The organism is Agrobacterium tumefaciens, assembly GCA_025559845.1.
Taxonomy (GTDB): Bacteria; Pseudomonadota; Alphaproteobacteria; order Rhizobiales; family Rhizobiaceae; genus Agrobacterium.
The window spans coordinates 627,946-645,477 of sequence record CP048469.1; the positions used below are offsets into that span (position 1 = coordinate 627,946).

The 17,532-nt window shown below is 56.6% G+C and carries 19 protein-coding genes; 15 read left to right on the forward strand and 4 right to left on the reverse strand.

The annotated features are described in order from the left end of the window. Positions 1-286: 286 nt before the first annotated feature. Positions 287-2,386, reverse strand: a complete 2,100-nt coding sequence (locus FY156_03065; GenBank protein ID UXS00543.1) for a S9 family peptidase — start codon at positions 2,384-2,386, stop codon at positions 287-289. A 210-nt stretch (positions 2,387-2,596) separates the two neighbouring features. Between FY156_03065 and FY156_03070 the strand changes: the two genes are divergently transcribed. The 4 genes from FY156_03070 to FY156_03085 all read left to right on the forward strand — a co-directional run bounded on the left by FY156_03070 (position 2,597) and on the right by FY156_03085 (position 5,949). Beyond that, complete coding sequence (locus tag FY156_03070; GenBank protein ID UXS03000.1) at positions 2,597-2,998, forward strand: DUF930 domain-containing protein; 402 nt, start codon at positions 2,597-2,599, stop codon at positions 2,996-2,998. A 104-nt stretch (positions 2,999-3,102) separates the two neighbouring features. Then, a complete protein-coding gene (locus FY156_03075) occupies positions 3,103-4,011 on the forward strand; it encodes a dihydrodipicolinate synthase family protein (protein ID UXS00544.1) in 909 nt (302 codons plus the stop codon). A 53-nt stretch (positions 4,012-4,064) separates the two neighbouring features. Next, positions 4,065-4,790 carry a polysaccharide deacetylase family protein gene (locus tag FY156_03080; protein ID UXS00545.1) on the forward strand — a complete coding sequence of 242 codons (726 nt, stop codon included), beginning with the start codon at positions 4,065-4,067 and terminating at the stop codon, positions 4,788-4,790. A gap of 82 nt (positions 4,791-4,872) precedes the next feature. Continuing rightward, a complete protein-coding gene (locus FY156_03085) occupies positions 4,873-5,949 on the forward strand; it encodes a bifunctional transcriptional activator/DNA repair protein Ada (GenBank protein UXS00546.1) in 1,077 nt (358 codons plus the stop codon). Between the two features lie 6 nt (positions 5,950-5,955). Here the strand turns inward: FY156_03085 and FY156_03090 are convergent, their stop codons facing one another. Both FY156_03090 and FY156_03095 read right to left on the reverse strand, forming a co-directional pair. Then, the gene (locus FY156_03090) at positions 5,956-7,107 is read right to left on the reverse strand and encodes an AI-2E family transporter (GenBank protein UXS00547.1); all 1,152 of its coding nucleotides are present in this window, start codon (positions 7,105-7,107) and stop codon (positions 5,956-5,958) included. Between the two features lie 87 nt (positions 7,108-7,194). Continuing rightward, positions 7,195-8,055 (reverse strand): VOC family protein, encoded by an 861-nt coding sequence (locus FY156_03095; GenBank protein ID UXS00548.1) that lies wholly within the window; start codon positions 8,053-8,055, stop codon positions 7,195-7,197. A gap of 267 nt (positions 8,056-8,322) precedes the next feature. Here FY156_03095 and FY156_03100 point away from each other — a divergent pair, with 267 nt between their 5' ends. From FY156_03100 to FY156_03115, 4 genes are all read left to right on the forward strand, one after another. Continuing rightward, positions 8,323-8,733: a universal stress protein gene (locus FY156_03100; protein UXS00549.1), complete on the forward strand. Its 411-nt coding sequence runs from the start codon at positions 8,323-8,325 to the stop codon at positions 8,731-8,733. A gap of 60 nt (positions 8,734-8,793) precedes the next feature. Then, positions 8,794-9,114: a TraR/DksA family transcriptional regulator gene (locus tag FY156_03105; protein ID UXS00550.1), complete on the forward strand. Its 321-nt coding sequence runs from the start codon at positions 8,794-8,796 to the stop codon at positions 9,112-9,114. Between the two features lie 127 nt (positions 9,115-9,241). Next, entirely contained in the window at positions 9,242-9,910 is a 669-nt protein-coding gene (locus FY156_03110; GenBank protein UXS00551.1) for a hemolysin III family protein, read from the forward strand. A gap of 121 nt (positions 9,911-10,031) precedes the next feature. Next, on the forward strand, positions 10,032-10,526 hold the full coding sequence (locus FY156_03115; GenBank protein UXS00552.1) for an N-acetyltransferase: 495 nt from the start codon (positions 10,032-10,034) through the stop codon (positions 10,524-10,526). A gap of 62 nt (positions 10,527-10,588) precedes the next feature. Here the strand turns inward: FY156_03115 and msrB are convergent, their stop codons facing one another. After that, positions 10,589-10,996 (reverse strand): peptide-methionine (R)-S-oxide reductase MsrB, encoded by a 408-nt coding sequence (msrB, locus tag FY156_03120; GenBank protein UXS00553.1) that lies wholly within the window; start codon positions 10,994-10,996, stop codon positions 10,589-10,591. 365 nt (positions 10,997-11,361) lie between these two features. On the opposite strand from msrB, the gene FY156_03125 reads away from it, so the two are divergent. From FY156_03125 to FY156_03155, 7 genes are read left to right on the forward strand one after another with little or no spacing between them, the layout of a single operon-like run. Next, entirely contained in the window at positions 11,362-13,731 is a 2,370-nt protein-coding gene (locus FY156_03125; protein UXS00554.1) for a putative monovalent cation/H+ antiporter subunit A, read from the forward strand. Continuing rightward, positions 13,728-14,147, forward strand: a complete 420-nt coding sequence (locus FY156_03130; protein ID UXS00555.1) for a Na(+)/H(+) antiporter subunit B — start codon at positions 13,728-13,730, stop codon at positions 14,145-14,147. The genes FY156_03125 and FY156_03130 overlap by 4 nt, the downstream gene beginning before the upstream one ends. Further along, positions 14,147-14,524 (forward strand): Na+/H+ antiporter subunit C, encoded by a 378-nt coding sequence (locus FY156_03135; protein UXS00556.1) that lies wholly within the window; start codon positions 14,147-14,149, stop codon positions 14,522-14,524. Before FY156_03130 ends, FY156_03135 begins: the two co-directional genes overlap by 1 nt. 20 nt (positions 14,525-14,544) lie before the next feature. After that, positions 14,545-16,113, forward strand: a complete 1,569-nt coding sequence (locus FY156_03140; GenBank protein UXS00557.1) for a Na+/H+ antiporter subunit D — start codon at positions 14,545-14,547, stop codon at positions 16,111-16,113. Then, positions 16,110-16,586, forward strand: coding sequence for a Na+/H+ antiporter subunit E (locus FY156_03145; GenBank protein ID UXS00558.1), 477 nt, complete (start codon positions 16,110-16,112; stop codon positions 16,584-16,586). The genes FY156_03140 and FY156_03145 overlap by 4 nt, the downstream gene beginning before the upstream one ends. Continuing rightward, positions 16,586-16,996, forward strand: coding sequence for a cation:proton antiporter (locus FY156_03150; protein ID UXS00559.1), 411 nt, complete (start codon positions 16,586-16,588; stop codon positions 16,994-16,996). The genes FY156_03145 and FY156_03150 overlap by 1 nt, the downstream gene beginning before the upstream one ends. After that, positions 16,993-17,331, forward strand: a complete 339-nt coding sequence (locus FY156_03155; GenBank protein UXS03001.1) for a Na+/H+ antiporter subunit G — start codon at positions 16,993-16,995, stop codon at positions 17,329-17,331. Before FY156_03150 ends, FY156_03155 begins: the two co-directional genes overlap by 4 nt. Positions 17,332-17,532: the final 201 nt, after the last annotated feature.

The following is a 17,532-nucleotide window of genomic DNA, read 5'->3' on the forward strand; positions in this document are numbered from 1 at the left end:
GAAACGTGATATTGCAACCCGAAACACCGCATTGCTGCCATGCGCATGATTGGCGGAACATTTTCGGGATTCGATTATACTTTGAATTTTGGTGATTTATTCTTTTTGTTTTCTTGATCTATAAATACAAAAGAATAAAAATTCTACCGTCCAGAATGGCATGTTTAATATCCGGCAAGTAGTAAAATTATTTGGAAAAATTGTCTCTCAAAGCGCCATAAATCGGAATTTTTTCTCCGACAGTGCGGTGGCGACGGCCCGTTTCGGCCGTCCGCCACTCTTTTCGTCAGATGGCAGTCTTGTTCGCCACCTTCAGCGCGAAGGCATATTCGAAGGCTATTTCTTCAAGCCGCTGGAAACGGCCGGATTTACCGCCATGGCCCGCTGCCATATTGGTCTTGAGCAGGATCGGGGCGCTGCCAACGGTCTTTTCGCGCAGCTTCGCCACCCACTTTGTCGGTTCCCAATAGGTGACGCGTGGATCGGTCAGACCGGAAATGGCAAGGATCGGCGGATAGGGCTTCGCAGCGACATTGTCATACGGCGAATAGGCGGCGATCCACTGATATTCCTCTTCCGACTCCAGCGGGTTACCCCATTCGGGCCACTCCGGCGGTGTCAGCGGAAGGGTGTCGTCCAGCATTGTGGTGAGAACGTCCACGAAGGGCACTGCGGCGATAATGCCTGCGAATTTCTCCGGTGCCATGTTGGCGATGGCGCCCATCAGCATGCCGCCTGCCGAGCCGCCCTCGGCAATGATACCATCATAGGCGGTGAAACCTTCCTGAACCAGATAATCCGCAGCCGCGATGAAGTCCTTGAAGGTGTTCTGCTTGTGCTCCATCTTGCCGGTCTCATACCATTCGAAACCCTTTTCCTTGCCGCCGCGAATATGCGCGATCGCATAAACGAAACCGCGATCTGCCAGCGACAGATTGTTGGTGCTGAAGGAGGCGGGAATGGTGATGCCATAGGCGCCATAACCGTAGAGCAGGCAAGGTGCCGAGCCGTCGAGCGGGGTGTCTTTGCGATAGAGCAGAGACACCGGCACCAGCGCACCGTCATGCGATGTGGCCATGACGCGTCGCGTCACATAGTCATCCGGGTTATGGCCCGAAGGCACTTCCTGGGTTTTCAGAAGCGTGCGCTCACGTGTCACCATGTTGTAGTCGAAGAGCTGCGACGGCGTCGTCATCGAGGAGTAGGAGAAACGGATGACGTCGGTATCGTATTCCGCCGCGCCGTGCAGGCCAAGCGAATAGGCTTCTTCAGCAAAAGCAATGGAATGTTCTTCACCGCTCTGACGATCGCGGATGATGATGCGTGGCAGGCCGTCGCGGCGTTCCAGCCAGATCAGGTGACGAGCATAGGCATCGACGGAAAGAATGAGGCGGCCTGCTTCATGCGGAACGACTTCCTTCCAGCTTTCCTTGCCGGGGGCAGTGATCGGCGCCTCCATGATCCGGAAATCCTTGGCATCGCCATCATTGGTCAGAATGAAAAAGACGTCACCGCCTTCAGCCATCGAATATTCGATGCCCTCTTCGCGCTCCGCCACGATCTTCGGTTCTGCAAGCAGGTCTTTCGTGGAGAGAAGACGATATTCGCTTGTCTCATGGTCGTGGATATCGATGAAGATGAAGTCATCGAGCACCGAGGCACCCACGCCCATGAAGAAGCCTGGATCTTTCTCTTCGTAAACCAGACGGTCGGCTGACTGCGGTTCGCCGATAATATGGTGGAAGACCTTGGAAGGGCGATGATTTTCGTCCTGCAGCGTATAGAAAAAGCTCTTGCCATCGGGTGCCCAGGCACCACCGCCACCGGTGTTTTCGATGACGTCGGTCAGGTCTTGACCTGTTGCCAGATCGCGGATGCGTAGCGTGAAATATTCCGAGCCCTTGTCGTCGTAGCTCCAGATGCCGCGATTGTGATCGGTCGACTGGTCGAGGCCACCAAGACGGAAATAGTCCTTCCCCTCGGCTTCCTTGTCACCATCAAGCAGAATGTGCTTCTCGCCCCCGTCGCGCGGGGTGCGGAAATAATGCGGCTGCTCGCCGCCGGTAACGAACAGCGTTCCGTAGGCATAGGGGCCATCATTGACCGGGACGGAGGAATCGTCCTGCTTGATGCGTCCCTTCATCTCCTCGAACAGCTTTTCCTGCAGCGGCTTCGTATCGCCCATCGCCGCTTCCATATAGGCATTTTCCGCTTCCAGATGGGCGCGGATGGCCGGGTCCAGAAGGCTGGGGTCCTTGAACATCGCCTGCCAGTTGTCAGCCCGGAACCAGGCATAGTCGTCAGTACGGGTAATGCCGTGATGCGTGTCGCTGACCGGCTTTTTTTCAGCGATCGGCGCGGCGGGCAGGTTCTTGAAAATCGACAAGGGAAACTCGCTTTCGTAACAAAAATCAGTCTGCGTTGGCCAAGATGTAGAGTGCGCCTCAAGGCCGATCAAGTTTCAAATCTCCACAGGCCTTTGGAGTGGTGGGCACATTTTCGTCAGTTTTCGATCACATTTTGGCAATATGCGGCAAACAAGGCCTCTCGGGTCGCCGTGAGTCGAAAGAAGAAACGAAAGAATCTGACTGAACCCATGCGAACGCTTTTCCCACTTGTCTTCTCTACCGTGTTTGCCTCCCTGTCTGTTTTGTCCCCAGCCTTTGCAATCGACGCCAGCGTCATGCGCCAGTTGAACAAACTTGCGCCGGAGGAGCGTCTTGAGCAGCGCTGCGATATCGAGGCGATGGAACGCATCGCCACGGAACAGAAAGGCATGCGGCCGGACAAGGTAATCGCCTACACCTTCGGCGATCCGCAGGTCGGCAAGAACTCGATAAAGGCGCCGGGTGCCGCGTTCAGGAGTTCTGGGGAATGGTACAAGCTGAAATACAAGTGCCAGCTCAAGTCTGATTCTCTCAGCATCCAGTCTTTCGACTACCGCGTCGGTGACAAGATTCCCGAGGCACAGTGGAAGAAGTTGTATCTTTATGACTGACCGCTGATATTTTCACGACTACCGGTTTTTGTTGGCCGCTTCGCTTGTCGGGGCGGTCTTTGACTTGTACCCCTTGTTCGGAAGCGAATGCGAGGGGAAGAAGCATGCCATCACGGTTCAAGGGACTTTCGGCATTTCCGATCACGCCGGCCGACGAAAACGGTCGTGTTGATGCCGAGGCGTTTTCGGCGTTGCTGGAACGTCTTGTTGCCGCCGAAGTCGATTCCGTTGGCATTCTCGGCAGCACCGGCAGCTACATGTATCTGTCTCGGGAAGAAAAGCGCCGTGCAGTGGAGACCGCGGCCTCCGTCCTCAAGGGTAAGCGTACGCTGATGGCGGGTGTTGGCGCGTTGCGAACGGATGAGGCCGTGACGCTGGCGAAGGATGCCGAGGCCGCCGGGGCTGACGCCCTGTTGCTGGCGCCGGTGTCCTATACACCGCTGACGCAGGAAGAGGCCTATCATCACTTTGCAGCGGTTGCGGGAGCGACTGCGTTGCCACTGGCGATCTATAACAATCCAGGCACCACGCGTTTCCTATTCAGCGACGAACTCCTGGTTCGTCTTGCCTATATCCCGAACATTCGTGCCATCAAGATGCCGTTGCCGGCCGATCAGGATTTCGCCGCAGAACTTGAGCGGTTACGGCCGAAACTGCCTGACGATTTTGCCATCGGTTATAGCGGCGACTGGGGCTGTGCTGCGGCTACTCTTGCGGGTGGTGACGCCTGGTACAGCGTTGTTGCCGGTTTGCTGCCCGTTCCAGCCCTGAAGCTGATGCGTGCTGCGCAAGCTGGCAACGTCGATGAGGTGCAGCGGGTCGATGCGGCGTTCCAGCCCTTGTGGACGCTGTTCAAGGAGTTTGGCAGCTTCCGGGTTGTTTATGCGGCCGCAAATCTGATGTCGGTAACCTTGATGGAGCCGCCACGTCCGATCCTGCCACTTACCAGCTCGGAACGTCAGCGGGTTGAAGAGGCGTTGAACGTGCTGTCGGGACTGGAAGATTTGCCATAATTCAGGCGCTTTGCGGGCCGATGCCGATGCCGCCTCTTATCTGGAATACAATCATGTCCCGCCGCCTTCTCATTGCCGCCCTGCTTTTTTCAGCCTCGACATCTGCTTACGCAGGTTCCGGCCTGGTCGAGCCGACGCTGAAAATGACACCGCATCGCGACGGCGCCGTGCATGTGGCAATCACGCTCGATGCCTGCATGGGCAAGACCGATCACCGTATTCTGGATACCTTGGTCAATGAAAAAATACCGGCGACGATCTTCGTCACCGCACGCTGGCTCAAGCACAATGCGGATGCGCTGGCTGTAATGCAGTCGCATCCGGACCTTTTCGAAATCGAAAACCACGGCGAGAACCATGTTCCTGCCGTCGACAAACCGGTTTCGATCTATGGCATAGCTGCGGCCGGTTCGGCTGAGGCCGTCAAGCAGGAAGTGGAGGGCGGCCGCCTGGCCATCGTTGCCGCAACCGGCATACAGCCTCAGTGGTTCCGAGGCGCGACCGCCAAATACACGGCATCGTCGATGGCTGAAATCAACCGCCTGGGCATGCGCGTCGCGGGGTACTCGGTCAATGGCGATGGCGGCTCGCTGCTGGGTGCTGCCGCAACTGCAAAACATATTGCGTCCGCCAGAGATGGAGATGTCATTATCTCGCATATCAACCAGCCGACCCATGAGGCGGGTGAGGGCGTTGTGAAGGGTCTGTTGGCTTTGAAAGCCCGCGGCGTGATCTTTACACGGCTGGATGATCCGGCCTTCGCTCCACCCGGTAACTGACACTTCAGGGACGCGTGAGTGTTCCCACATCGATGCCCGTTTTTCGGCGGCATGTCGTTTCGATTTGCGTTAGCATCCTCTCATGTTGTTCAAACGCCCCGACACCGAAACCCTGTATTCTGCCCTTGTGAACAAGGACCCCGCCTATGAGGGCGTGGCCTATGTCTGTGTCACCTCGACGAAGATCTTTTGCCGTTTCACCTGCACAGCGCGCAAGCCGAAGCCGGAAAACTGCCTGTTTCAGGATAACATTGCGCAGTGCCTGGAGGCTGGCTTCCGCCCCTGCAAGCGGTGCAAGCCGATGCTGGCTTACGGCTCGGCCGATGCCACAGTCACCGATCTGTTGACTGCGCTTGAAAAGGAACCGCAGCGTCGTTGGCGCGAGGAAGATGTCTCTGACATGGGTTATGATACCTCGACGGTACGCCGGGTATTCAAGCGCCGTTTCGGCATGAGCTTCCTTGAGATCGCACGATTGCGCCGGGTGGGTGACGCGGCGACAAGCCTCGCATCAGGCGATGCTGTGATCGGCGCGCAGCTTGACGCCGGATATGAATCAGGCAGCGGTTTCCGCTCGGCAATCAACCAGTTTTTCGGCACGTCGCCGGCTGCACTCAAGGGCAAGGCATTTTTGAAAGGCGACTGGATCGAAACGCCGATCGGCCCAATGCTGGCGGTGGCCGACGACCACGCGCTGCATCTCCTTGAATTCGCCGACAGGCCAGCACTGCCCGCGGAACTCAAGCGCCTGACTGCCCGAACCGGCGCGGATATGGTTCTCGGTCGCACATCTGTCACCGATGCGATCGGCCGGGAACTTGACGCCTACTTTGCCGGGAGGTTGACGACGTTTGAAACGCGCCTTGCTGGTCACGGCACACCTTTTGAGCGAACAGTCTGGGATGAGTTACGGAGAATTCCATCCGGTGCAATTGTCAGCTATTCGGCAGTTGCTGAACGACTGGAAAAGCCATCCGCCGTCCGCGCCGTGGCCCGTGCCAATGGTGCAAACCAGATTGCCATCGTCATTCCGTGCCACCGTGTCCTCGGCGCGGATGGCAGCCTGACCGGATATGGCGGCGGATTATGGCGCAAGAAATGGCTGCTTGAGCACGAGCGCCGTGTCGCGGAGAAAGAGGCCGTTGCTCTGGCCTCCTGAATCACATCAATCCGGCAGGTGCGGTACGATCCGGCGTGACGGAAACAGGTCGCGGCTCACCGTCATGGCGATCAGTGAAAGCGGCAGCGCCAGCATGGCGCCAGCCGCGCCCCACATCCACGTCCAGAAGATAATCATCACGAAGACGAGGAAGGGATTGATCTCCATGTTGCGGCCCACCACCGCCGGAAAGGCGAGATTTTCCATCAGCAGGTGAATGGTGAAGAAGATGGCTGCAGGGAGCAGGGCGAAGAAAAGATTGTCGTGGGTGATGATGCCAGCGACAGTCAGCGCTATGGTCATGGCCGTGATGCCGAGAAATGGCACGAAGCTGGAGAGAAAGGCAAACAGCCCCCACAACAGCGGCATTGCCAGTCCACCGAAATAGGCAATCACCACCATCGTCACGCCAAGCCCCGCGTAGATCAGCGCCGCCGTGGCAAAATAAGTGCCGAGCACTTCCTCGATAGAGGCAATCACCCGGATGGTCCTAAGCCGCTGGTGGCGGGCCGGAAAGGCCATGATGAGGGCCTTGCGCAGGCGCGTGCGGCTGTAGAGAAACATCAAAAGTGCGGCGAAGAAAATCAGTCCTTGTATGATCGCTGGAGTGACGTTGGCGCCAAGTACGGAAATGATTTCGCCGCTTCTCGCCAGCAGCGATTCCATCGACATCGACCCCATGCTGAAGGTCGCGGCCGAAATGTTCAGCCAACTCAGTCGCTGCAGATAAGGGAGAAAGCGATCGATGCTGCGTTCGATGAGGGCTGGACCTTCCGATGCAAGCAACGACAGCGGGTCAACAAGGGAATTGATGACGAAGAAGATAACGGCCGCGACCAGTGTCGAGAGGATAAGCGCGACACCGGAACCCGGAATGCCGTACGAACCGAGTTTTTCAGCCGCAATACCAAGGATCATGCCAACGACGATCGCCATGACGACCGGAATGAGGATCAGCGAAAGTTCGTGAATGATCGCCATCATCATGATGATGAAGATGCCGATGATTGACCAGGCAACGGCCACATCCAGGGCCTCGCGACCGAGAGGTTGCTGGCTTCGTGCGTCGTCGCGTTTTGACGTCGCTTGCGGCGTGTCGGGTTTCACACCCGGGATAGATGCCGCGACACCATGGCCGGGCTTGGCATTTTCATTCATCAAACGGTCCCCCAAATCAGGACAAAAACGTTCGAGGAATGTGCAGGTTCCGAGGCGACGCAAATTTTGCGTCACCTCGGCTAAGCATCAGGCCGAAAGCTTGAGGCCGATGCCCCAGGGGTCGCGGATCGCGATACCGTCGCTCTGGCGTTCTGTCGCGATCTCCAGCCGGTCGAGCGCCGCAATTGCCTTATCCAGGCTTTCCTTCTCGTTGAATTTCAACGAATAACCGGAGAGCCCGGTCATGTTTACCTTGCGCGCCTGCGCGCCCCGGCTGTTCCAGATATTCGCAGCAACATGGTGGTGATAGGCACCCGAACCGAAGAAGCTGGCGCCGGGATAGCGAGCCATGATCTTTAGGCCGAGAACGTCCTGATAGAACTCGTCAGCTTGTGGAATATTGCCGACCTGCAAATGGATGTGGCCGATTGCCGTACCGTCAGGAGCGCCTTCCCATGCTGTTTTCGGTGCGCTGTTATAGAGCTCCTGGAGGTTGAGCCCGAGGGTTGCCATCTCCACTGTGCCGTCCTGTTGGTAGTTCCACTCCATTGGCGCGCGGTCGCGATAAACCTCGATGCCATTGCCTTCGGGATCGGCGAGATAGATGGCTTCACTGACAAGGTGATCAGATGCGCCTTGAAGCTGAACGTTGTTATGCGCCGCATTCGCCAGCCAATGAGCCAGGTCCTTTCGGCTGGGCAACAGGAAAGCGGTATGGAACAGGCCGGCTGCATTGCGTGGTGCCCGCTCCGCCGTATCGGAGGTTTCAAGTGTCAACAGTGGTTGACCATGCGCGCCCAGAATTTCACCGCTCGGGCTCCGTTCAAGCACGGAAAGACCGATCATTTTCTGGTAGAAATCGGAGACGCGTGGCAAATCGCGCACGACCAGATGGGCCTGCCCCACATAGGCTGGTCGCGTCAGGGCGAATTGTTTGATTTCACTCATCATAATCTCCATATTGATTGTGACGCACTGACGATGCGAGTTTTTCGCCCGGGTCACGGAACGCCGCTTCGCGGCGATTGTTGATAGGGAATATGAAGGCTTTTCGTCGTTCAGCAAAGATCGCCGTTTGGCGATTGACCGTCCATTATTTGTTGACAATACCCCTTCACGACTTTGACTTCGATCAAGGCGCGGAGGGCACCGCTAGGGAAGTATGAACTGGTCCGATAACTGAAACGGCGCATTTCGCCGAAAGAAGGAGACACCATGTATAAGAAGATCATCGTAGCCGTCGATTTGAGCGCCATCGAAAAAGGCGAGAAAATCCTCGACAAGGCCAAGTCGCTTCTCGATGTCGACGGCGAGATTGTTCTCATCAATGTTGTCGAGGAACTGCCCGGCTATCTGGCTGTCGATCTTCCCGTAGACCTGATTGAGAATGCGCTCAAGGACGCCAAGGCGAAACTTGCCGCCCTGAAAGCGAAGGTATCCTTCCAGGGCAAGGAAGAGATCAGAAGCGGCGCGCCGGCACGCGAGATCATTGCCGCTGCCGCAGACCACAAGGCCGATCTTATCATCATTGCCTCGCACACACCGGACTTCAGCAATTATTTCATCGGCGCGACTGCTGATCGCGTTGTCCGTCATGCGAAATGCTCGGTGCTGGTTGATCGTTGAACGTGCCGTGAAAACGGGGCTGTGGTCGACATCGTCCACAGCCTGCCGGAGGAAAAACAGATGAACGTTGAGACCTACGAAAAAATTCTGCGCGACCGCCAGCGTGAACTCTATCGACGCCTTCACCGGATCGAGGCTGATTTCGAAGAGCCACGCAACCCCGACGACGAAGACCGGGCCGTTGAGCGCAATAATGACGAGGTGCTGGACGAACTCGGCCAGGTGGGGCAGGACGAACTGCGCGCCATAGACGCCGCACTCGACCGTGTTGCTCAAGGCACCTTCGGCAAATGCGTCAGATGCGGCAAGCAGATTTCCGAAAACCGGCTGAAAGCCGTGCCCTATACGCCTTTCTGCCAGAAGTGTGCATCCGAGCTCTGACAGACGTGTGACTTCCGCTTTTGCAACAATTGTGAACGCAATTTGATTGCGGTTAACCGGTCGTTGTCTTGTTCCCGTCGAATATTGCCGTCATGCTTAAACAAAAGCAGGCAGACGGGAACAGACTATGAGTGACGTTCGGCGGTTCGGACGCCAGTATGATTTTCACGAGATTGTCGCCGATGGCATTGTCCACGGCGTTGGCATCGTTTTTGCGCTGATTGGCGCAACGGCGCTGATTTTCTATGCGACCGTTTGGGACAGTGTGAGCGCCATTGCCGCTGCCTGGATTTATGGCCTTGGACTCGTTGCCTGTCTCTCGGTTTCCTTCACCTATAACATCTGGCCGCATTCCCCAGTGAAATGGGTTTTAAGGCGCTTTGATCATTCGGCCATCTTCATTCTGATTGCCGCGACCTACACGCCGTTCTTGCAGCGCGGCATCCACGAGCCGCTGATCGCCGTAACGCTGGCACTGATCTGGCTTGCGGCTATTGGTGGTGTATTGCTCAAGTGTCTTTACCCTGGCCGCTACGACAAGGTTGCAATCCTGCTTTATCTCGGCATGGGCTGGAGCGGTGTCATGGTGGCGGAGCCGCTGTCGACACACCTTGCTCCCGTCACGCTATGGCTGATCGTTATTGGTGGCATCATCTATTCGCTCGGCGTCATTTTTCACGTCTGGGAAAAATTGCGGTTCCAGAACGCCATCTGGCATGGGTTCGTGGTCTCCGCTGCCATGGTGCACTATGTAGCGGTGCTGACATCCTTCTCCATCGCGCCGGTCATTTCCTGATGGCGACGCAAAACGTCTGCTGGACAGTTGTCCCGTACGTCGCCTAAACCATGTTTCGGCCTGCCGTGACCATAAGCAGGATCAGGGCTTTATGGCCCGGAAGCAAAAGGGCGGACGGATAATGACGGTTGAATTGCGTGACGCGACGGTAGACGATCTCTCCAGCATCATGGAGATCTATAACGACGCGGTGTTGAACACGACGGCGATCTGGAACGAAACGCTGGTCGATCTCGAAAACCGCAAGGAGTGGTTTGCAGCACGCAAGTCGCGCGGTTTTCCGGTGGTTGTCGCGATCCTTGATGGCAAGGTTGCCGGTTATGCGTCCTACGGCGACTGGCGTGCATTCGACGGTTATCGCCACACCCGTGAGCATTCGGTTTATGTGCACAAGGATGCCCGCGGCCACGGCATCGGCAAACGTCTGATGCAGGCAGTTATCGATCATGCATCAGGCAATGACGTTCATGTGCTGATTGCGGCAATCGAAGCGGAGAACATGGCGTCCATCCGTTTGCACGAAAGCCTTGGCTTCCGCGTAGTCGGTCGTTTTTCGGAAGTTGGCACCAAGTTTGGCCGCTGGCTGGACCTCACCTGCATGGAACTGAAACTTTAAGAGCAGATCGCCTGTAGCATGCCGGATTGGCTCCGGCATGCTGGAGAGAAATTCGTAAACCGTTATATTGCTTCGAACACCATCGAATGGCCGTTGATGCAATAGCGAAGGCCTGTCGGGGGCGGGCCGTCGGGGAAGACATGCCCCAGGTGCCCACCACAATTGGTGCAACGGATTTCAGTCCGCACCATGCCATAGCTCGCATCCCGGTGCTCTGTCACAGCATCCGGTTTTACCGGCTCGAAATAGCTCGGCCAGCCGCAACCCGCATCGAATTTGGTGTCAGACAGGAAGAGCGGCTCGTCGCAGGCGGCACAGCGATAAAGACCCTTTTCAAAGCTGTTCCAGTAAGGGCCGGTAAAGGCGCGCTCCGTGCCGTGTTCACGCAGGATGTGATATTGCTCGGGCGTCAATTGTTCGCGCCAATCGGCATCCGTCTTGTTCACTTTGGGGGATTTGAGATCGCTCATGGAATGATCCTTTCTGTTCTCGCCAGAAATAGGCATTCGGACGGCAAGTTGAAAGAGGGGGAAGACACAACGCCACTCATAACGAACGCGTTATGGCCGCTTGTTAGAGCCGATTTGGGTTGAGGTGGTACGTCCTTTGCCTTAACTGGGACATTCGATTTTAAGGGAGTCGCCAGAGACTGGCGCGGTGGGTCGAATCTGAGGTTGGATTGTGCTGCTGGCGGCGATCTCACCCACAATCGGGTTCGAACATACCACCGGGAACATGAACTTGTTAGTGGTCCTTGAGATTTCGAGATTTGCTCTCGCGCAGGCTGCGAATGGATGCAAATGTCGAAGCTGGATCACAGGGGCCGGGAGATACAATGACCGAAAATGTCACGTCGCTGACATTCATTTCGCTATTTCTGCCATTTCTGGCGGCGCTTGCTGCGCCTGCTCTTGTTCGCAAGGTGGGCCACAACGCGGCATGGATATTGGCGATAGCGCCTGCATTGGCTTTCCTGAACTTCGCCGGAATGCTGCCGGAGATTGCCGCGGGCGGCGTCGTGACCGGCGGCTATAGCTGGGTCCCGAGCTTCAATCTCAGTTTTTCCTGGTTCATCGACGGTCTGTCGCTCACCTTCGCGCTGCTGATTACCGGTATCGGCCTGCTGATCGTGCTTTATGCGGGTGGTTACATGAAAGGCCATCCGCAGCAAGGTCGGTTCTTGTCTTTCCTGCTGCTGTTCATGGGCGCGATGCTTGGCGTCGTGGTTTCTGACAGTCTGATGATGCTGTTCGTCTATTGGGAACTGACCTCGATTACATCGTTCCTGTTGATCGGCTTCGATCATGAACGTGCTGCCTCCCGTCGCGCCGCTCTTCAGGCGCTTGTCGTCACCGGGGGCGGCGGTCTGCTTTTGCTCGCCGGTCTGATCTTCATCTGGAATATCAGCGGCGTAACGCAACTGTCGATCCTGGTGCATGGGGGCGACGTCCTGCGAGAAAGCCCCTACTATCTGGCTGCGCTGCTTTTGGTCCTCGGCGGCGCCTTCACCAAATCAGCACAGTTTCCGTTCCATTTCTGGCTACCCAACGCCATGGAAGCGCCAACACCGGTTTCGGCCTATCTGCACTCTGCAACCATGGTGAAGGCGGGCGTCTACTTGCTGATGCGCCTCAACCCGGTGCTTGGCGATACGGCCGCCTGGCAAATCCTTCTGCCTTTCTTCGGTGGCCTGACGATGCTGGTTGGTGCGTTGCTTGCGGTGCGCCAGACCGATCTCAAGCTGATGCTGGCTTACACCACGGTCTCGTCGCTTGGCCTTCTCGTCATGCTGACAGGTTTCGGGTCGGAACACGCCATCGAAGCAGCGGTGCTCTATCTCGTGGCGCATTCGCTGTTCAAAGGTGCGTTGTTCATGGTTGCCGGTATCATCGACCACGAAACGGGAACCCGCGACGTGACGAAGCTTGGTGGCTTGCGCAAGGCAATGCCAATTACCTTTGCTGCCGCGCTGGGCGCTGCCATTTCCATGGCGGGACTGCCGCCGTTTTTTGGCTTTCTCGCCAAGGAAGAGATTTATTACGCACTAGCCCACGGTGATCCGCGCAGCGTGCTGTTTACCGGGGTTGCCATTCTTGGCAACGCGCTGATGTTTGCTGTGGCTTTCGCGGTAGCCCTCAAGCCTTTTCTCGGCAAGCCGGTAAAAACCCCGAAACACGCCCACGAAGGTCCGGTTCTGCTATGGCTCGGGCCCGCGCTCCTGGCAGTCAAGGGACTGACCATCGCTCTGTTTTCGGGCATCGCGCATTTTTATGTTTCGACGCCGATGGCGAGTGCTATCGCTGCCAAACCGCGTGAGGTCGATATCTCGCTCATCCCACACATTGGTGTGCCGCTTGGTCTGTCGCTGCTGACCATTGCGGCAGGCATACTGATTTTTTCGAAACTGGATGCGATGCGCGGTCTGGTGGCCCGCTCGCTCGAAGCCATCGGCCCCGGACCGGACAGAGGTTTCGACGCATTTATTTCTGCACTCGTAAAACTGTCGTTTCATGTGACACGGTTCCTGCAGCCGGGCCGGTTGGAATTCTATGTCACCGCGACATTCGCGGTGGTGGGCGCTGCTCTGCTGGTGCCGCTTTTCGTGTATGGCGAGCTTCCGGCCATGCCGGCCTGGCCGCATGACATTCTCATCCATGAACTGACATTCGTGGTGATTGCTGTGGCCGGTCTTGTTGCCGTCCTGACAGCATCGAGCCGCCTGACGGCAATCATTGCGCTTGGCATTCAGGGGTTTGCGGTCGCTGTGATCTTTCTGCTGTTTGGCGCACCGGATCTGTCTTTCACGCAGTTCATGGTCGAGACGTTGTCCGTCGTTATCCTCACTCTCGTGATGACGCGATTGCGTCTGTCGCTTTCCGATCATCGCGGTCTTGGCCAGAAGCTGCTCGACAGCAGTATTGCCATTGCCTGCGGAACGGGCTTCGCGCTGTTTCTGCTACGCGCCACGCAAGCGAGTTTCGACAACCGCCTGACCGATTTCTATAACGCCTATTCCAAGATTATCGCTCACGGCGCCAATGTCGTGAACGTCATCATCGTCGACTTCCGTGGAACGGATACGTTGGGCGAGATCGCAGTGGTGATGATTACCGGTCTTGCTATTCTTGCCCTGATCCGCATCCGCCCGGCTGCCGCGATACCAGGCAAAACGAAAAAGACCTTGAAGAAGGGGGCAGGCGCATGAACACGTTGATCCTGCGCACCGTCGCACCCGTCATTACAAGCCTCATGGGGCTGTTTTCGATCTTCGTGCTGTTGCGCGGTCACAACGAACCGGGCGGCGGTTTTATCGGTGGGCTGATTGCCGTGTCAGCGCTGGCAATCTATGGCATTGCCTATGGCGTTGTCGCGGTCAGACGCGCGATCATCTTCCATCCGCTGTCGATTGCCGGTGCAGGGCTGCTTCTATCGCTGCTTTCAGGTGTCATCTCGATTGCCGCTGGTGTTCCCTTCATGACTGGTCTGTGGATCTACCCGAAAGTGTTCGGCGTCGAGATTCCGCTTTCGACCGTCATGTCGTTCGATATCGGCGTCTATCTTGTCGTGGTGGGCGCAATTACCTCCATTGCGCTGGCTTTGGAAGAAAGGGAGAGCGACTGATGGAAGCGATCTTCTCTATTCTCGTCGGCATCTTCTTTTCGGTGGCAATCTACCTCATGTTGTCGCGCCACAGCATCCGTATCCTGCTGGGCATCGCGGTTCTCGGCAATGCCGTGAACCTGCTGCTGTTTACGGCCGGAAGGCTGACACGCGAAGTACCGCCAATCATTCCGGCTGGAATGGACACCTTGCCCGCAGGCACGGCCAACCCATTACCGCAGGCATTGATCCTGACGGCTATCGTCATTTCATTTTCGTTCTTCTGCTTCCTTCTCGTCCTCACCTGGCGCGCTTTCCAGGAGTTGAACACCGACGATACGGATGAGATGCGCACCGCAGAACCCGCAGGCGAGCCCTTGCCGCCGCTCGGCTATTGAGCAAGGCAGGGTATAAAAACATGGCTTCACCGACGACCACTGTCATTTCCGATCTTTCCGTCGCGCTCGTTCTAGACAAGGTGCCGCTTGCCGACTGGCTCGTCATCCTGCCGATCGCACTTTGCATCGGCACGGGTGCCGTGCTGATGATGCTGCGAAAATCCATTCGCCTGCATGCGACGATCGCCATTTCATCTCTCGGCCTTCTGGTCTTCCTGAATGCGGCGCTGTTGCGCAAAGTTGTTTTCGACGGCCCGTTCACCATGGTCATGGGGCGCTGGCTGCCGCCCTTCGGCATTGCTTTCACTGCCGATCTCACAGGCGCGCTTCTGGCGCTGGCCGCCTCCATCGTGGCCTTTGCCGCTGCCATCCATGCCAGCGTTGATATCGACAATAGCGGCCGACGCTATGGGTTTTTCCCGTTCCTGATGTTGCTGATGGCGGGCGTCAACGGCGCCTTTCTCACCGGCGACATCTTCAATCTCTATGTCTGGTTCGAGGTGCTGCTGATCTCGTCTTTCGGCCTGATCGTGCTCGGTTCGACGCGTGAGCAGATCGATGGCGCGCTGAAATACGCCATCCTGAACCTCATCGGCACAACGCTGTTCCTGATCTCTGTTGGTTATCTCTACGCCATATTCGGTACGCTCAACATGGCCGATATCGCGCTCAAGGCGACCGAGTTGCGCGCCACGGCGCCGCTGATGACACTGGCCACCCTGTTCGCGCTCGCCTTTGCGATGAAGGCTGCGGCCTTCCCGGTGAATTTCTGGCTGCCTGCTTCCTACCATACACCACGTATCGTCGTGTCGGCGCTGTTCGGTGGTCTGCTGACCAAGGTCGGCATCTATTCGCTGCTGCGCGTCATGGTCATGTTGTTCCCCGTGGAGCGGGAGGAACTCAGCCTCGTCATCGCCATTTCTGCCGTTCTGACCATGGTGCTTGGCGCGATGGGAGCGCTCGCTCAGAACGATATTCGCCGTATGCTCGGCTACATCGTCATTTCGGGCATCGGCTACATGATGGCGGGTGTGGCGATCGGCACGCCGGCCGGTGTTGGTGGTGCGATCTTCTACGCACTGCATTCAGTTGTGCTGATGACTGCGCTTTATCTCGTTGCCGGTCATGCCGCCCGTTTGGGCGGCGGCTGGACGTTGACGGCATTGGGCGGCCTTTATAAGCGCGCGCCCTGGTTCTCCGCCGCGGCGCTGGCGCTGTTCTTTGCCGGTTCTGGTCTGCCACCATTTTCAGGTTTCTGGCCGAAGGCCGTCCTGGTGAAATCCGCGCTCGATATTGGAGCGTGGTGGCTTGCAGCTGGCATACTCCTGTCCGGCTTTATCGCTACCATTGCTTTTGGGCGGGTATTCATTCTGTGCTTCTGGCGTCCGCAAACCATGGAAGCGCCCGTTCCATCAATACCCGCGCCTAAACCGCCATCCTTCGCACCGGTGGTGATCCTGACCTTGTTCGTCGTATTCTTCGGGGTGTTCCCGCAAACACTCCTGGACCTCAGCCAGCAGGCGGCAGAGGGGCTCGGTAATCCGGCGCGCTATATTCAGTCCGTCTTCCCACAGGGGGGCAACCCATGAGCCTTTACGTTGTCCAACTGCTGTTCGTGATTGTCTGGCTTGCCGTCACCGGCAGCCTGACTTTGGCGAATATCCTTTTCGGCCTTATCGTATCGACGCTGGCACTCGGCCTGATCCGCCACCAGATCCCCGGCGGAAGCAATTACTGGATCAGGCTGGTGCGTGTTCTGTCGCTGATCGTCCTGTTCTTCAAGGAACTTGCGCTGTCCGCATGGAAGGTCGCCGTCATGGTGGTCAAGCCGAAGCTGGACGTAAAACCCGGTATCTTTGCCTATCCGCTGACGGTGACGAGCGATTTCGAAATCACGCTTCTTGCCAATCTCATCACTTTGACACCCGGGACGCTTTCCGTTGATGTCTCTGATGACCGAAAGACGCTTTTTGTTCACGCGATCGACTGTGCTGATATCGAGGCGACCAAAAACGACATCAGAAACGGTTTCGAAAAGAAAATCATGGAGGCGTTTCACTGATGACGCCCGAACTGCTTGTTTCCTATACGACGATCCTGGCTTCCGGCCTTTTGTCCGTTGCCTTTCTGGCGACGGTCTACCGGGTCGTTGTCGGACCGACGCTACCTGACCGCATCATCGCGCTCGATATGCTCGTGGGTATCGCCATCGGTTTCATTGCCGTCATCGCCATCCGCACCGGCTTCAATCTCTATGTCGATATCGCCATTGCGCTTGGACTGGTCGGCTTTCTGGCGACGGTCGCCTTTGCGCGTTTCGTTTTGTCGCGCGGCCCGGACGGAAAACGCCGCAGCAGCACACCGCTTGACGGGGAAAAGACACCCGATATGTCCACGAAGGCGAGTGACATAGGAACTGGCGCGAACGGGCGCAGCAAACCGAAAGGCAACACGGCAAGGGGCAGAAACTGATGGACTGGATTATCGCTGTTCTGGTGGTTGTTCTGATGATGTCGGGCGCTGCCTTTTCGCTGATCGCCGCAATTGGCATCAACAGGCTGCCAGACCTTTATACGCGCATGCACGCAGCTTCGAAGGCGGGCACTGTCGGCTCGGGACTGCTGCTTCTGGCTGTCGGCATCCACTCCATGGAGCTTTCAACTCTGGCGCGATCTTTGGCGGGTTTTCTTTTCTTTGTTCTGACAGCACCCGTTTCGGCACATCTTCTTGCAATGGCGGCGCATAAGGCAGGTTATTTGCTTGATAAGAACTCGGTTGTCGATGATTTAAAGAAAATGCAAAGTTGAATTTACCCCAAATAATCAGGGGTACTTATTTTTAATTATACTACGGGTGATTATTTTATTACCCGTTATTTTTTGTATTGCAGTTAGACTGTTTTGAACTGGAAAAGCAGTGAATAGCAATTTGACTTTCGTTGTTTTAATGTTATCCAAAACAAGTGTAAGATTGCTGATCGCGATTTGCATTTGATCTTTTCATAGTCA

Coding starts and splice junctions, on each gene's coding strand:
- FY156_03080 (UXS00545.1), top strand. CDS start 4,065: ATGTCCCGCCGCCTTCTCATTGCCGCCCTGCTTTTTTCAGCCTCGACA.
- FY156_03105 (UXS00550.1), top strand. CDS start 8,794: ATGAACGTTGAGACCTACGAAAAAATTCTGCGCGACCGCCAGCGTGAA.
- FY156_03150 (UXS00559.1), top strand. CDS start 16,586: ATGACGCCCGAACTGCTTGTTTCCTATACGACGATCCTGGCTTCCGGC.
- FY156_03070 (UXS03000.1), top strand. CDS start 2,597: ATGCGAACGCTTTTCCCACTTGTCTTCTCTACCGTGTTTGCCTCCCTG.
- FY156_03075 (UXS00544.1), top strand. CDS start 3,103: ATGCCATCACGGTTCAAGGGACTTTCGGCATTTCCGATCACGCCGGCC.
- FY156_03130 (UXS00555.1), top strand. CDS start 13,728: ATGAACACGTTGATCCTGCGCACCGTCGCACCCGTCATTACAAGCCTC.
- FY156_03100 (UXS00549.1), top strand. CDS start 8,323: ATGTATAAGAAGATCATCGTAGCCGTCGATTTGAGCGCCATCGAAAAA.
- FY156_03085 (UXS00546.1), top strand. CDS start 4,873: ATGTTGTTCAAACGCCCCGACACCGAAACCCTGTATTCTGCCCTTGTG.
- FY156_03090 (UXS00547.1), bottom strand. CDS start 7,107: ATGAATGAAAATGCCAAGCCCGGCCATGGTGTCGCGGCATCTATCCCG.
- FY156_03115 (UXS00552.1), top strand. CDS start 10,032: ATGACGGTTGAATTGCGTGACGCGACGGTAGACGATCTCTCCAGCATC.
- FY156_03135 (UXS00556.1), top strand. CDS start 14,147: ATGGAAGCGATCTTCTCTATTCTCGTCGGCATCTTCTTTTCGGTGGCA.
- FY156_03110 (UXS00551.1), top strand. CDS start 9,242: ATGAGTGACGTTCGGCGGTTCGGACGCCAGTATGATTTTCACGAGATT.
- FY156_03140 (UXS00557.1), top strand. CDS start 14,545: ATGGCTTCACCGACGACCACTGTCATTTCCGATCTTTCCGTCGCGCTC.
- FY156_03095 (UXS00548.1), bottom strand. CDS start 8,055: ATGAGTGAAATCAAACAATTCGCCCTGACGCGACCAGCCTATGTGGGG.
- msrB (UXS00553.1), bottom strand. CDS start 10,996: ATGAGCGATCTCAAATCCCCCAAAGTGAACAAGACGGATGCCGATTGG.
- FY156_03125 (UXS00554.1), top strand. CDS start 11,362: ATGACCGAAAATGTCACGTCGCTGACATTCATTTCGCTATTTCTGCCA.
- FY156_03145 (UXS00558.1), top strand. CDS start 16,110: ATGAGCCTTTACGTTGTCCAACTGCTGTTCGTGATTGTCTGGCTTGCC.